This is a genomic window from Streptosporangium sp. NPDC002721, assembly GCF_042888905.1.
GTDB lineage: Bacteria > Actinomycetota > Actinomycetes > Streptosporangiales > Streptosporangiaceae > Streptosporangium.
Map to the genome: position 1 here is coordinate 346,359 of NZ_JBIAQI010000007.1, position 12,391 is coordinate 358,749.

General features: G+C 69.3%; 8 protein-coding genes and 2 rRNA genes. 5 read left to right on the top strand and 5 right to left on the bottom strand.

All coding sequences use genetic code 11. The annotated features are described in order from the left end of the window. A complete protein-coding gene (locus ACFYWM_RS12215; protein ID WP_389912703.1) occupies nt 1–765 on the top strand; it encodes a TetR/AcrR family transcriptional regulator in 765 nt (254 codons plus the stop codon). On the opposite strand, the gene ACFYWM_RS12220 is transcribed toward ACFYWM_RS12215, so the two are convergent. Continuing rightward, entirely contained in the window at nt 762–5,279 is a 4,518-nt protein-coding gene (locus tag ACFYWM_RS12220) for a HAMP domain-containing protein (RefSeq protein WP_389912743.1), read from the bottom strand. The genes ACFYWM_RS12215 and ACFYWM_RS12220 overlap by 4 nt on opposite strands. Before the next feature lie 178 nt (nt 5,280–5,457). Between ACFYWM_RS12220 and ACFYWM_RS12225 the strand changes: the two genes are divergently transcribed. Both ACFYWM_RS12225 and ACFYWM_RS12230 read left to right on the top strand, forming a co-directional pair. Beyond that, nucleotides 5,458–7,083, top strand: coding sequence for a PucR family transcriptional regulator (locus ACFYWM_RS12225; RefSeq protein WP_389912706.1), 1,626 nt, complete (start codon nt 5,458–5,460; stop codon nt 7,081–7,083). 10 nt (nt 7,084–7,093) lie between these two features. Beyond that, nucleotides 7,094–7,489, top strand: coding sequence for a cupin domain-containing protein (locus tag ACFYWM_RS12230; protein WP_389912709.1), 396 nt, complete (start codon nt 7,094–7,096; stop codon nt 7,487–7,489). A 381-nt stretch (nt 7,490–7,870) separates the two neighbouring features. Here ACFYWM_RS12230 and ACFYWM_RS12235 read toward each other — a convergent pair whose 3' ends face one another. Further along, nucleotides 7,871–8,008, bottom strand: a complete 138-nt coding sequence (locus ACFYWM_RS12235; RefSeq protein ID WP_389912712.1) for a hypothetical protein — start codon at nt 8,006–8,008, stop codon at nt 7,871–7,873. A 542-nt stretch (nt 8,009–8,550) separates the two neighbouring features. Here ACFYWM_RS12235 and ACFYWM_RS12240 point away from each other — a divergent pair. After that, the gene (locus ACFYWM_RS12240; RefSeq protein WP_389912715.1) at nt 8,551–9,798 is read left to right on the top strand and encodes a phosphodiester glycosidase family protein; all 1,248 of its coding nucleotides are present in this window, start codon (nt 8,551–8,553) and stop codon (nt 9,796–9,798) included. A gap of 369 nt (nt 9,799–10,167) precedes the next feature. Here the strand turns inward: ACFYWM_RS12240 and ACFYWM_RS12245 are convergent, their stop codons facing one another. Beyond that, nucleotides 10,168–10,434 carry a helix-turn-helix domain-containing protein gene (locus ACFYWM_RS12245; protein ID WP_389912719.1) on the bottom strand — a complete coding sequence of 89 codons (267 nt, stop codon included), beginning with the start codon at nt 10,432–10,434 and terminating at the stop codon, nt 10,168–10,170. A gap of 421 nt (nt 10,435–10,855) precedes the next feature. On the opposite strand from ACFYWM_RS12245, the gene ACFYWM_RS12250 reads away from it, so the two are divergent. Further along, nucleotides 10,856–11,794: an alpha/beta fold hydrolase gene (locus ACFYWM_RS12250; RefSeq protein WP_389912722.1), complete on the top strand. Its 939-nt coding sequence runs from the start codon at nt 10,856–10,858 to the stop codon at nt 11,792–11,794. 145 nt (nt 11,795–11,939) lie between these two features. On the opposite strand, the gene rrf is transcribed toward ACFYWM_RS12250, so the two are convergent. Together rrf and ACFYWM_RS12260 are read right to left on the bottom strand one after the other, a co-directional pair. Next, nucleotides 11,940–12,056 (bottom strand): 5S ribosomal RNA (gene rrf / locus ACFYWM_RS12255). Between the two features lie 136 nt (nt 12,057–12,192). Then, a 23S ribosomal RNA gene (locus ACFYWM_RS12260) occupies nt 12,193–12,391 on the bottom strand; the annotation flags it as partial.

Sequence of the window (12,391 nt, forward strand, 5' to 3'; positions counted from 1 at the left end):
GTGAAAGAGCACTTCAGCTCCGTCTGGACGCGTGAGCGGCGCACCGCGAAGAGCCCTGCCCTCAGCCGCGAGCAGATCGTGCGCGCGGCGATGGAGCTGCTCGACGCCGAGGGGCTGGACGCCCTGAGCATGCGCCGCCTGGGCGCCAGGCTCGGCTCGGGGACGACCAGCTTCTACTGGCACGTGGCCAACAAGGACGAGCTGCTCGAACTCGTCCTCGACGAGGTCTACGGCGAGCTCACCATCCTGGACCCCCGGGAGACCACCTGGCGCAACGCCGCCTCCTCCTTCGCGTACGGCATCCGCCAGGCGCTCTTCAAACACCCCTGGGTGATCAGCTTCATCGGGACGACCCCCGCCATCGGCCCCAACGCGATGCGGATGATGAGCGGGCTCGTCGCCACCTTCGACCACGCCGGGTTCCGCGGCCTCGACCAGGACTACGCCGCCTCGGCGCTCATGGCCTACGTGTTCGGGATCACCGCGCCCGAGCTGTCCTGGAACTCCGTGCTGAGGCGGACGGGCCTCAGCTCCAACGAGCTGCAGGCGTCCATCCAGCCCTCGGTGGAGAGGGCCGCGGCCGACCATCCGGGACTGGCCGCCCGCTACGCCGAGTTCAGGGACATGGACGTCGACACCGCCAGGGCGCTCAACTTCGAGTTCGGCCTGACCTGCTTCCTCGACGGCCTGGAGGCCCGCCTGGACCGCGCCTCGTCACCTCCGGCGCCGCCGGACGTCCCTTGCCCTGAGCGTCCCCTGCCCTAGATCTCCAGCCACCGCTGGATGCGGCGGAGCAGTTCCTGGGCGTCGACGGGTTTGGTGACGTAGTCGCTGGCCCCCGCCGACAGGGTCTTCTCCCGGTCGCCCTGCATGGCCTTGGCGGTCACCGCGATGATCGGCAGGTCCGCGAAGTCGGCCATCTTGCGGATCGCGGCGGTCGCGGCGTAGCCGTCCATCTCCGGCATCATGATGTCCATCAGGACCAGGTCGATGTCCTCGTTGCGCGACAGGATCTCGATGCCCTTACGGCCGTTCTCCGCGTAGAGGACCTGCATGCCGTGCAGTTCCAGGATGTTGGTCAGCGCGAAGACGTTGCGGACGTCGTCGTCGATGACCAGGACCTTCCTGTCCACCAGCACGGTGTCCACCTCCTCCACCGGCTGCGGCCGCTCGTCCGGGCTCGGCTGCACCAGCGGCAGCACGTCGCCGGGCTCCGGGGCCGACAGATGCAGGGTGATGCGCTCGCGCAGCTCGTCGAGGCTGGGCAGGCGCTCCAGCGGCTGGGTGTTGGACCGCCCCTTGAGAAGGTTCTCCTGCGGCCGGGTGAGCGTGCGGGTGTGGTGGGCGAGCACCGGCAGCCCGCGCAGCACCGGGTCGTCGTCCAGCATGCGCAGGAAGTCGGCCGCCGCGTCCTGGCGCATGCCCAGGTCGAGCACGATGCAGTGGTGGTCGTCCGCGCCCAGGATCTGCAGGGCGGAGACCGGGTCGTTGGCGGTCGTCACCTGGACGGGACCGTGCGTCTCGGGCAGGTCGGCCACGACGCTCTCGGCCAGCTGCGAGAGCAGCCCGTTGGGACGGGACTCCACGACGAGCAGCCGCCGCCCCTCCGCCCTCGGGAACCTCTCCGAGGGCACGGTCACCGACGCGGGAAGCGCCGGCAGGACCGGGGCGGGCGCGACGCCGTGGGCACCCCCGGTGGCGGCGCGGGAGGCGCCCGGGGTGAGGTCGGCGATCGGCAGGTAGAGGCTGAAGGTACTGCCCGAGCCCAGGACGCTGACCGCCCGGATCTCGCCGTTGAAGAGCGCGGCGATCTCGCGGCTGATGGACAGCCCCAGCCCGGTGCCGCCGTACTTGCGGCTGGTCGTGCCGTCGGCCTGCTGGAAGGCGTCGAAGATCTGGGAGAGGTTCTCCTCGGCGATGCCGATGCCGGTGTCGACGACCTGGAAGGCGAGCACCTCCTGCCCGTACGCCCCCGGCAGGCTCATCGCGCCCACCCGCTCGATGCGGAGCTCCACCGAGCCCCTCTCGGTGAACTTCACCGCGTTGGAGAGCAGGTTCCGCAGCACCTGCCTGAGCCGCTGCTCGTCCATGAGCAGCTCCTCGGGCACGTCGGGGGCGACCACGACGTCGAAGCGCAGCCCCTTCTCCGTGGTCAGCGGGCGGAAGGTGGCCTCGACGTAGTCCAGGAGCTGGCGCAGCGGCAGCGGCTCCAGGCTGATGTTCATCTTGCCCGCCTCGATCTTCGACAGGTCGAGGATGTCGTTGATCAGCTGGAGCAGGTCGGTGCCCGCCGAGTGGATGACGTTGGCGTACTCCACCTGCTTGGCGGTGAGGTTGCGGGCCGGGTTCTGCGCCAGCAGCTGGGCCAGGATGAGCAGCGAGTTGAGCGGGGTGCGCAGCTCGTGGCTCATGTTGGCCAGGAACTCGCTCTTGTACTTGGAGGCGAGCGCGAGCTGCTTGGCCCGGTCCTCCAGCTCCTGCCGCGCCTGCTCGATCTCCCGGTTCTTCGTCTCGATGTCGTGGTTCTGCCGTACCAGCAGCTCCGCCTTCTCCTCCAGCTCGGCGTTGGAGCGCTGCAGCTCCTCCTGCCCGACCTGGAGCTCGGTCGCGAGGCGCTGCGACTCGGTGAGCAGGGAGTCGGTACGGGCGTTGGCGACGATCGTGTTGACGTTGACGCCGATGGTCTCCACCAGCTGCTCCAGGAAGGCCCGGTGCACCTGGGTGAAGCGGTTGAGGCTGGCCAGCTCGATCACCCCGAGCACCTGGTCCTCGACGATGATCGGCAGCACGATGAGGTTGACCGGACCGGCCGCGCCCAGGCTCGACGAGACGGTGATGTACCCGGCGGCGATGTCCTCGACCAGGATGGACCGCTTGGCCACGGCGGCCTGGCCCACCAGCGAGTCGCCGAAGAAGTGGCGGCGGGCCGTCTCCCGGTGGCCGTAGCAGCCGACCACTCGCAGCTCCGAGCCGTCCGGCTTCTCCTCGGCGAGCAGGAACGTGCCGTGCTGGGCGGAGACCAGCGGGGCGAGCTCGTTCATCACCAGCTCGGCCACGACGGCGAGGTCGCGGTGGCCCTGCATCAGCCCGGAGATGCGGGCCAGGTTCGACTTGAGCCAGTCCTGCTCCTGGTTGGCCAGAGTGGTCTCGCGCAGCGACTTCACCATGGAGTTGATGTTGTCCTTGAGCTCGGCCACCTCGCCCGAGGCGTCGACGGTGATCGAGCGCGTCAGGTCGCCCGAGGTCACCGCGCTGGTCACCTCGGCGATGGCCCGCACCTGGCGGGTGAGGTTCCCGGCCAGCTCGTTGACGTTCTCCGTCAGCCGCTTCCAGGTGCCGGACACGCCCTCGACCTCGGCCTGGCCGCCCAGCCGCCCCTCGCTGCCGACCTCGCGGGCCACCCGGGTGACCTCCGCGGCGAACGACGACAGCTGGTCGACCATCGTGTTGATGGTGGTCTTCAGCTCCAGGATCTCGCCCCGGGCGTCCACGTCGATCTTCTTGGTCAGGTCGCCCTGCGCGACGGCCGTGGTGACCTGGGCGATGTTGCGCACCTGGTTGGTCAGGTTGTTGGCCATCGAGTTGACGTTGTCGGTGAGGTCCTTCCAGGTGCCGGCCACGTTGGGCACGCGCGCCTGGCCGCCCAGCTCGCCCTCGGTGCCGACCTCGCGGGCCACCCGCGTCACCTCGTCGGCGAACGCGCTCAGCGTGTCGACCATGGTGTTGATGGTCTGGGCGAGCGCGGCGACCTCGCCCTTCGCCTCGACGGTGATCTTCTGCGACAGGTCGCCCCTCGCCACCGCCGTGGTGACCTGCGCGATGCTGCGCACCTGGCTGGTCAGGTTGTTGGCCATCGAGTTGACGTTGTCGGTGAGGTCCTTCCAGGTGCCCGAGACCCCCCGCACGGTGGCCTGGCCGCCGAGGTTGCCCTCGGTGCCCACCTCGCGGGCCACCCGCGTCACCTCGTCGGCGAAGGCCGAGAGCTGGTCGACCATCGTGTTGATGGTCTCCTTCAGCTCCATGATCTCGCCGCGGGCGTCGACCCGGATCTTCTGCGACAGGTCGCCCTTGGCGACCGCCGTGGTGACCTGCGCGATGCTGCGCACCTGGGCGGTGAGGTTGTCGGCCATCACGTTCACCGACTCGGTCAGCGCCTTCCAGGTGCCCGAGACGCCCTTGACGTCGGCCTGCCCGCCCAGCCGGCCGTCGGTGCCCACCTCACGCGCCACCCGGGTGACCTCGTCGGCGAACGACGACAGCTGGTCCACCATCGTGTTCAGCGTGTTCTTCAGCTCCAGGATCTCGCCGCGCGCCGAGACCGTGATCTTCTGCGACAGGTCGCCGCGGGCCACGGCGGTGGCCACCTGCGAGATGTTGCGTACCTGGTCGGTGAGGTTGCCCGCCATGTAGTTGACGGAGTCGGTGAGGTCGCGCCAGGTGCCCGAGACGCCCTTGACGTCGGCCTGCCCGCCCAGCCGGCCGTCGGTGCCCACCTCACGCGCCACCCGCGTCACCTCGTCGGCGAACGACGACAGCTGGTCCACCATCGTGTTGATGGTGTTCTTCAGCTCCAGGATCTCGCCCCGGGCGTCCACGGTGATCTTCTGCGACAGGTCGCCCTTGGCGACCGCCGTGGTGACCTGCGCGATGCTGCGCACCTGGTCGGTGAGGTTGCCCGCCATGAAGTTGACCGAGTCGGTGAGGTCGCGCCAGGTACCGGCGACGCCGGTCACCTCCGCCTGCCCGCCCAGCCGGCCGTCGGTGCCCACCTCGCGCGCCACTCGGGTGACCTCGTCGGCGAACGACGACAGCTGGTCCACCATCGTGTTCAGCGTGTTCTTCAGCTCCAGGATCTCACCGCGCACGTCCACGGTGATCTTCTGCGACAGGTCGCCGGTGGCGACCGCGGTCGCCACCTGGGCGATGTCGCGCACCTGGTCGGTGAGGTTGCCCGCCATCGCGTTCACCGAGTCGGTCAGGTCCTTCCAGGTGCCGGAGACACCCGGCACCTCGGCCTGCCCGCCCAGCTGCCCCTCGGTGCCCACCTCGCGGGCCACCCGGGTCACCTCGGAGGTGAACAGCGACAGCTGGTCCACCATCCCGTTGAAGACGGTGGCGATCTCCTGCAGCAGCCCGTCGCCCTCCTCGGGCAGATGCGTGCCGAAGTCGCCGTCCCGCACCGCGGTCAGGCCCGCCAGGAGCTGTCGGAGATCGAGCTCCTCCACGCCTGAAGCACCCTTCGTGGCCCTGCCCCGCACCGTGTCGGCGGTCTCAACCATGTCCACCATCGCGCCCCTCGGCCGTAAAAGGTGAGGCAATCCTAGGCTGGCGAAAGCGGGCGGGAAACGGGGGAATGGGGTGATACGGGCGAAAGGGCAGGCGGGAAACAAGCAGGGGTGAACAAGTTGTAAAGCACCTGTCACCCGCGCTTACATCCTGATCGGATATTCTCGACGAGTGCTCCCTACTGTCGCCGACGTCCTCGCCCTGGACACCGTCCGCCGGGGCAACCCACGGGTCGTGGCGGGAGCCGACCGGTTGGACAGCCGGGTGCGCTGGGTGCACGTGGGCGAGGTCACCGACATCGCCCACCTGTTGCGCGGCGGCGAGCTCGTGCTCACCACCGGTATAGCGCTGCCCGACGACCCCGGCAAGCTGGCCGACTACATCGCCGACCTGGTCGCCGTGGGCGCCTCGGGGCTGATCGTGGAGCTGGGCCGCAAGTTCATCGGCGAGCTGCCCGGCGCCGTGGTCCGCGCCGCCGAGGATCACGGCCTCCCCCTGGTCACCCTGGCCAGGGAGACACCGTTCGTGCAGATCACCGAGTCGGTGCACGCCCGGATCATCGACTCCCAGCTGGAGGAGCTCCGCGCCTCCGAGCAGCTGCACGAGGTCTTCACCGAGCTGTCGGTCGAGGGCGCCTCCCCCGCCGAGGTCCTGGGCCAGGTCACCCGGCTGTCCGGCCACCCCGCGCTGCTGGAGAACCTCGCGCACCAGGTGCTGGCCTGCGAGACCGCCGGCCGCGACACCGGCTCGCTGCTGGCGGGCTGGGAGACCCGCTCCCGCGCGGTCGCCCCCGACCTGCGCACCGCCTACGACGCGGCCTCCGGCTGGCTGGTCACCATGGTCGGCGCGCGGGGCCAGGACTGGGGCCGCCTGATCCTGCTCTGCGACGCGGAGCCGGGTCCGCGCGACATCGTGCTCGCCGAGCGCGCCGCGACCACCCTCGCCCTGGGCCGCCTGCTGGAACGCCACCAGGAGTCATTGGAACGCCAGGCGCACGGCACGATCATCACCGGCATCCTGACCCACGCGTACGCCGACCCCGAGGAGGCCGCGGCACGCGCCCGCGCGGTCGGCGTGCCGCTCACCGGCCGCAAGCTCGTCAGCGTGGTGCTCCGTCTGGCCGGGCCGGCCGAGAATCCGCCCGACGGCCAGGAGCAGCTCGCCCGGCTCGGCGAGCTGGCGGACGCCGCCTCCGCCGCCTGCCGCGAGGCCCGCCTCCCCGCCCTGATCGGCGCCCTGGACCAGAACCGGGTCGGCGTCCTGCTCCCCCTGCCGCCGCGCGTCCTGCCCGAGGCCGCGCTGACCACGCTCGCCGACCACCTGCGCGTGGCCTTCACGACCCCCTTCGTCCTCGCCGCGGGCTCCGTCGTCGAGTCGGTCCGCGACGTACGCAGGAGTTTCCTGGAGGCCGAGCAGGTCGCCGACGTGGCCGTCAGGCAGCCCGACGGCCGCGCCTTCTACCGGTTGCCCGACCTCCGCCTGCGCGGCCTGCTCCATCTCCTGCGCGACGACGCCCGGCTGCAGACCTTCGCCGAGCGCGAGCTCGGCCCGCTGCTCGCCCACGACGCCCAGCGCGGCGGCGACCTCACCAGGATCCTGCGGGTCTACCTCGACGCGGGCCGCAACAAGGCCGTCGCCGCCCAGCGGGCCCACCTGTCCAGGCCCGCCTTCTACGACCGCCTCCGCAGGCTGGAGCGCGTCCTCGACACCGATCTGGACGATGTCGAATCCTGTCTCTCCCTCCACGTCGCCCTCCTGGCGCTGGAGTCCTTCCGCAGAGACAGCCCCCGTTCCTGAAAGGCCCCCGATGACCGAGATCTTCGTTCCCGAGACCGCCGATCTGGCCCGGATGGTCACCGCCGCCGGGGCGTTCTCCGTCCCCACCGACGACGTACGACTGTCACCCGACGAGCTGGAGCCCCACCAGATCCTGGCTGGCTCCCCGCGCGTCTCGTCGATCGAGCTGTGGTCCTCGCCGGACGGCACGCAGAGCCGGGGCATCTGGGAGATCACGCCGGGCACGGTGACCGATGTGGAACGTGACGAGATGTTCGTGGTCCTGTCCGGCCGCGCCACGCTGGAGATCGACGGCGGCGCCACCCTGGAGCTCGTCCCCGGGTCGGTCTGCCTGCTCGCCGAGGGAGCCAGGACCGTCTGGATCGTCCACGAGACCCTGCGCAAGGTGTACCACTGCGTGGGCTGACCACGGAGACGCGGGCCACCCGACATCCTGATGCCGTACGGCCCAGTGGTCCGCTCTCTGCCACGATCACCGTTTTGTGGACCGTGTCTCGCGGCCCGTCCTCCGGCTTGCCCCTCGGCCCGTTCTTTGGCCCCTCCGTCCTGCCTCGTGACGATCCCTCGAAGCCGCGCGGCCCCCTGAAACCGCGCGGCTCACCGAAGCCGGGCGGATCCCGACTTCGTACGGCTCCTCGAAGCCACGTGACTCCCCCGAAGTCGTGCGGCGACTTCCGCGGACTCTCCGTGGCCTCTCGGAACTCTTCCTGGGACTCTTCTCGGGAATCTTTTCGGGACTTTCCGGGCTTCCCGGCGACCGGGCCCGTCTGAATCGACGGTGTCCGGACTAACCCTGTCTGTCGGACGCGGTGTCCACGCGGACGTGGTCGACGGGATCGTCCGCGCAGATGTGCAGATCCCAGCGGCGCGGACGCGTCAGGATCGCCCCCAGGATGACACCGAGGAACACACTTGCGATGATCACGATGAGAACGCTCAGCCCCATGACGGCTGCCTCTCGGAAAGATGTGCCGCTTGATCTGAGGGAATGCGGCCTACCGCACCGTAGCGCCGATTTCCCGCCCGCGCGACAAAACATCTGGAGACTAATCCTTATTGACCAGGCCCATTGACCCGGCCGGAGCCTTCACGGGCGCAAGAATTCTCCTTCGCCTCCCCCGTCCGGCCATCTGGTCGCGCGTGAGCAATGACACTTTCTTGGGATGTTTCGCGTGTTTCGCTCCCCCGCACCCGTGGATCTCGGCACGATGGTGCACGAAGTTCGGAGACCACCGGGGAGAGATGCACATGTCGCGACACCTTGTCGCTGGATTGACGGCCTTGACACTCACTACCGTGGCGATTCCCGCCGAGGCGGAACAGGCGAGTTCGGGCTTTCCCTCCTCCGCGTTCCCCCTGGGTGTGAGCGTGGCCCCGGTGAAGACCCAGCAGAACGTGGCACCAGGAATCACCCTTTTTAGTGTGAAACACGGCAAATCCACCCAAGGATGGACAGTTTCCGCTCTTATGCCCAACGGGCATGACGCCGGCTCCCTTGTCACCGCGCAGACGGTGGCCGAGGCGGTGGAGGCCGCGGGGCACACCCCCGAGATCCTGAAGGTCGTGCAACCCGCCGCCTCGGACGCCCCCGCCGTGGAGCGTTACATGGTCAGGACCGGCCTCTGGTCGTTCGGCCAGCGGGCCAAGGCCGACAAGGTCGTGAAGGAGCTCAAGGAGCTCGACGTCCGGGCCAAGACCGACTATCTCGGCGACGACGGCACCGAGAGCACCGGCCCGTGGGACATGCGCGTGCTGATGGTCAACCCGAAGGTGTTCAAGGGATCCTTCAAAACGAGCGTCGGCAAGAGCGTGGCCAAGCGCGAGAGCACCAGCTCGATGTCGAAGCTGACCGGCGCCATCGCCGGGGTCAACGGCGGGTTCTTCAACATCCACACGGCCAAGGCGCTCCAGGGCGACCCGGTCGGCGTGTCCGTCGTCGGCGGCAGGCTCCTCAGCGAGGCCGTTCCCGGCCGTAGCGGCCTCGTCATCACCCAGGGCCGCAAGGCCCGGATCACCGAGCTGCGGACGGCGGTCACCGCGATCTCCTCCGACGGGGCGAAGGCCGAGGTCAACGGCATCAACCGGGCCGCCGCGGCCGAGGAGCTCGTCCTCTACACCGAGGAGTTCGGCGGCAAGACGGCCGCCGACGGCGGCATCGAGGTCGTCGTCGACGCCGTCCAGCACAAGGTCATCAAGGTCCGCCAGGCCGGTGGCATCGTCGCCCGGGGCACCTACCTGCTCCACGGCACGGGCCTGGCGGCCGTCTGGCTCCAGGAACACGCGCAGGGAACCTGGATCAAGGTGGACAGCAAGGTCATCGACCTGCGCACGCAGCGGGCCATACCGCTCACCCCGGAGACGCACGTCATGGGCGGCGGGGTCGGGCTGGTCAGGAACGGGCGGGTACGCATCACCGCGGCGGCCGACGGGCACGCCTCGATCAACATGATGCTCCGGCGCCACCCGCGCACGATGGTCGGTATCGACAGGTCGGGCGGGCTCATCCTGGCCACCGTCGACGGGCGCAACCCGGGCGTCACCGTGGGCGCCTCGATGGTGGAGGCGGCCCGGTTGATGCGGTGGCTGGGAGCCAGGCAGGCCATCAACTTCGACGGCGGCGGCTCCAGCGTGATGGTCGTCGGCCACAAGGCCGTGAACCGGCCCTCGGACGGCGCGGAGCGCACCGTGGGCGACGGTCTCTTCATCACGCCCTGAGAAGCGGTCCCCAGACGAGGAAGCCCCGGCCTTCTTTGGGTTCACGTGGTCGTCGCAACGTCTCGATCTGAGGAGTTGCGACGACCATGTCGTTGTCGGAGGGGATTGGCGCGGAGCGGGATGAGCTGTTGAGGCTCGTCGACGCTGGGGCTTCCTCGTTCTCCGGAACTTCTCCGTGTCCTGGGCTTCTCCGTGTCCTGGGCTTCCTCGTTGTCCGGGGTTCGCGGGTGGAGCCACTACCTCGGCGGCAGCTGTCGGCCCCGGTCCTCGCGGCGGGAGAGCGCGGATCCGCCGACGCGCTGCCCGGCCCCTCTGACGCTGCCGGGCAGGTCGGTGCCGGGCAAGGTTGTGCCGGGCAGAACCGCGGCGTCAGGGTGGCCGGGCAGGTCGGTGCCGGGCAACCGGCGGTGCGGGATCCCGGGCGGGTGTTCCGTGACCGGCCCATGCGATGTCGTCGACCGCCAGCCACGGCTCGCGGGCCACGGCCGCCGGGGTCACCCCGGTGAACGCCACGACATCCCGATGCAGGTGGGACTGGTCGGCGTAGCCGCCCTCCGCCGCGACTCGGGCCGCGCCCTCACTCGCGGCCAGGCGGTGGGCGGCATGGTCGAAGCGGACCAGCTTCGTTCTCGCCACGTACCCAGACCACGTTCGTGAGCCCGACCCCGGCGACGAGACTTCCCTGCTGCTGCCGCCCAGCGGCATCGTCCACGACGGGCCGACCGGCCCCGAACTCCAGGGCCAGCGTCACGGCCGGGTGCGGGACCACCCGGTGGCCGGCCGCGGCCATGTCACGGGCACGGAACCCGGCCATGCTGACACCCGCCACCCGGCTGGGCCGCTCCGAACGTGCGACGTCCCACACAGCCGCATCATCACGTTCGTACACGGTGGACCGCATCTTCACACGCTACGCGAGCCGGGGTCGGCCGGAACATTCGTCCAAGCCACCGGCGCGCACGAACGGCGACAGTGTGCCCATGATTACTCCCCCGGGACTCGACAATCCCGCCAGCTCGACGACGCCGACCCGCGCTTCCCTCACCGGCAGGCCGACGTGAACCGCACGGGAAGCCGTCGCCGGCGCCGACTGATCACCTCGGCCGTTCTCCTCTCCCTCGCCGGACTGCTCGCCGCGAACACGGTGGCGGTGGCGTGGCAGAGCGACGAGGCCACCGGAGACTCGATCCTGCCCCTCGCCGACGGGAACATCAACGTACGCCAGGACGGCCCCCACGACGCCCCGGCACTCGTCCTGATCCACGGGCTCTCCGGGTCGACCCTCTGGTGGGACCCGCTGGTTCCGATGCTTGCGAGGTCACATCGCGTCATCCGGATCGACCTGCTCGGTCACGGCCGCTCGGCCAAACCGGCCGGCCGCGGCTACGGGATCCCGGAGCAGGGACGCCGCGTCGGCGCGGCATTGGACCGGCTCGGCGTGAAGCGCGCCACCGTGATCGGCCATTCGACCGGCGGCTCGGTCGCCACCGCCTTCGCCGAGCAACGGCGAGACCTGGTGACCGCGCTCGCGCTCATCAACACCGGTCCCCGTATGGACGCCTTCATCTCACAGGGGTTCACCGGCCGGCTCATGACTGTCCCCGTCGTCGGGCAACTGCTGTGGCGGCTCCGGACCGACGGCCTGACCCGCCAGGTCATGAGCACCGGATTCAGCCGCCCCGGGTACGAGATCCCTCAACAGCTCGTGGACGACGTACGCGGCACGACCTACCACGCGTTCACCGCGACATCTCAGGCAGTCGACGACTACCTGAGGCAACGCGCGCTCCCCGATCGGCTGGCGGTCCTCGGCAAGCCGCTGCTGGTGATCTTCGGCAAGGAGGACCGGAGGTGGCGATCCTCGTCCGCCGCCGAATACCGCGCCGTTCCCGGCGCGAGAGTCGAGGTTCCGGCCGGTCTCGGGCACTCACCCATGCTCGAGGATCCGCCGCAGACCGCCGCACTCATCCTGGCCTTCACCGCGCAGGCGAATTGAAAAGAGTAACTGGCTGGGCCCAGCAGGTCAGCTCGGCCTTGGCTGGATTCGGGTCCGATGTTTCCGCTTCTCATCAGAGTTCTTCATCGGGCCTGTGAAAGCACGAAGGCCCCCACCAACGGTGAGGGCCCTACGTGAAACGATTGTCCGGCGGTGACCTACTCTCCCACACCGTCCCCGGTGCAGTACCATCGGCGCTGAAGAGCTTAACTTCCGGGTTCGGAATGTAACCGGGTGTTTCCCCTTCGCCATAACCGCCGTAACCCTATGAAACACACAAACACCTACTGTTTGTTGTCTCAGAATTGCGTAGTGGACGCGAGCACGATCCTCGATGCGGCGCTGCCCCACACCCCCTTTGAGGGGCGGAGCGCGGCACACACCGAGCATGTTGCTTTGTGGTCAAGTCCTCGGCCTATTAGTACTGGTCAGCTCCACACATTACTGCGCTTCCACTTCCAGCCTATCAACCCGGTCGTCTACCGGGAGCCTTACCCACAAACGTGGTGGGAGACCTCATCTCAAGGCGAGCTTCCCGCTTAGATGCTTTCAGCGGTTATCCCTTCCGAACGTAGCCAACCAGCCGTGCTCCTGGCG

Excerpts from the sequence above, each read along its gene's own strand:
- ACFYWM_RS12240 (WP_389912715.1), top strand. The coding sequence starts at position 8,551 with ATGCCCAACGGGCATGACGCCGGCTCCCTTGTCACCGCGCAGACGGTG.
- ACFYWM_RS12230 (WP_389912709.1), top strand. The coding sequence starts at position 7,094 with ATGACCGAGATCTTCGTTCCCGAGACCGCCGATCTGGCCCGGATGGTC.
- ACFYWM_RS12220 (WP_389912743.1), bottom strand. The coding sequence starts at position 5,279 with ATGGTTGAGACCGCCGACACGGTGCGGGGCAGGGCCACGAAGGGTGCT.